The 1,224-nt window shown below is 60.7% G+C and carries 2 protein-coding genes; both read right to left on the bottom strand.

All coding sequences use genetic code 11. The features are described 5' to 3' along the window. Positions 1–23 precede the first annotated feature (23 nt). Positions 24–461 carry a VOC family protein gene (locus LQV45_RS33795; RefSeq protein ID WP_230012177.1) on the bottom strand — a complete coding sequence of 146 codons (438 nt, stop codon included), beginning with the start codon at positions 459–461 and terminating at the stop codon, positions 24–26. A gap of 54 nt (positions 462–515) precedes the next feature. Beyond that, positions 516–1,055, bottom strand: coding sequence for a GNAT family N-acetyltransferase (locus LQV45_RS33790; protein WP_230012175.1), 540 nt, complete (start codon positions 1,053–1,055; stop codon positions 516–518). Positions 1,056–1,224 lie beyond the last annotated feature (169 nt).

The following is a 1,224-nucleotide window of genomic DNA, read 5'->3' as shown; positions in this document are numbered from 1 at the left end:
GGCTAATCGGGCCGATCCGGGTGTTAGTCTTTTTTCAGTTTCTCGGCGAGCATCACGAGGATTCCGCTGGGACCTCGGAGGTAGGTGAGTTTGTAGACGTCACCGTAGGTCGCCACACCGCGTAGCGGACGGCATCCGTGCTTCGCAGCTACCTCAAGGGCCTCGTCGATGTCGTCAACCGAGAAGGCCACGCGGTGCATGCCGATGTCGTTGGGACGGGTTGGGTTCGACTCGATCGCTTTAGGGTGGATGTACTCGAAGAGCTCAAGTCGACCATGACCGTCCGGGGTCTGGAGCATCGCAATCTTGGCATGGTTGCCATCAAGTCCGACGGCAGTGTCGGTCCACTCGCCGCTGACGGTATCACGGCCGACGACGGTGAGACCGAGGTCGGTGAAAAAGGCGATTGTTGCTTCGAGGTCACGAACCGCAATACCGACGTTTTCAAGTTTGATGGCCATGCGTTGAAGCTACCAAGACGGACCGACTAGCTCCAGTGCCGGGCCGGATTATGGTCAGAGTGTCTTCGTAGTGAAGAGAGAATCGCCGTGGATTTCGTCAGGTTCTACTTGCCCGGTTTCGACAAATCCGAGTTTGGCCAGCACACGGCGTGACGCGGTGTTCCAGTCACGGACTGTAGCCCACAGGCGTCGGTAGCCCGACGCCTGCGCCCGCTGGAGGACGGTCCACGAGGCCTCGGTCGCAAACCCCTGGCGCCAGACTTCGCGGAGGAACTCGAACGCGAGTTCTGGCTCTCCAGCCCGTCCGTGCTCGTTGGGAATCAGCCCGCAGTAGCCGATGACCTGCCCCGAACTCTTTTGCTCTGCGGCCAGCAACCCAGGGAAGGGGCGTCGGCTATCACGACGGATCCGGTCCTCGATATCTTCCAGCGTGGGGTGACCATCGGGACTGATGCGACGATGCGGAGGGACGCGAGGATCGCGCTCGGTCCACAGCTCGCGCAGGACGGCGGCATCAGACACCCGCCATGGCCGCAGCAGCAGCCGATCCGTTTCGAAGACGACCTCGATCCGAGGTACTCGCGCGTGGTCCACAGCGATAATTATGGATGATCGAAGGCTTTGAGCCCGCTGCGCCGGTTGCCCGCGATCTCGGAATGTCGCAAGCAACGTCGAATCCATACCCGTGACTTATGGCTCTGGTCGACTGATGTCTGACTGAGGACCATCACAAGCATTAGGACTGTGCCTGGCTGGGGGCGTT

It is taken from the genome of Microbacterium sp. Bi128, assembly GCF_918698205.1.
This window is presented reverse-complemented; position numbering and strand designations above follow the sequence as displayed.

Coding starts and splice junctions, on each gene's coding strand:
- LQV45_RS33795 (WP_230012177.1), bottom strand. CDS start 461: ATGGCCATCAAACTTGAAAACGTCGGTATTGCGGTTCGTGACCTCGAA.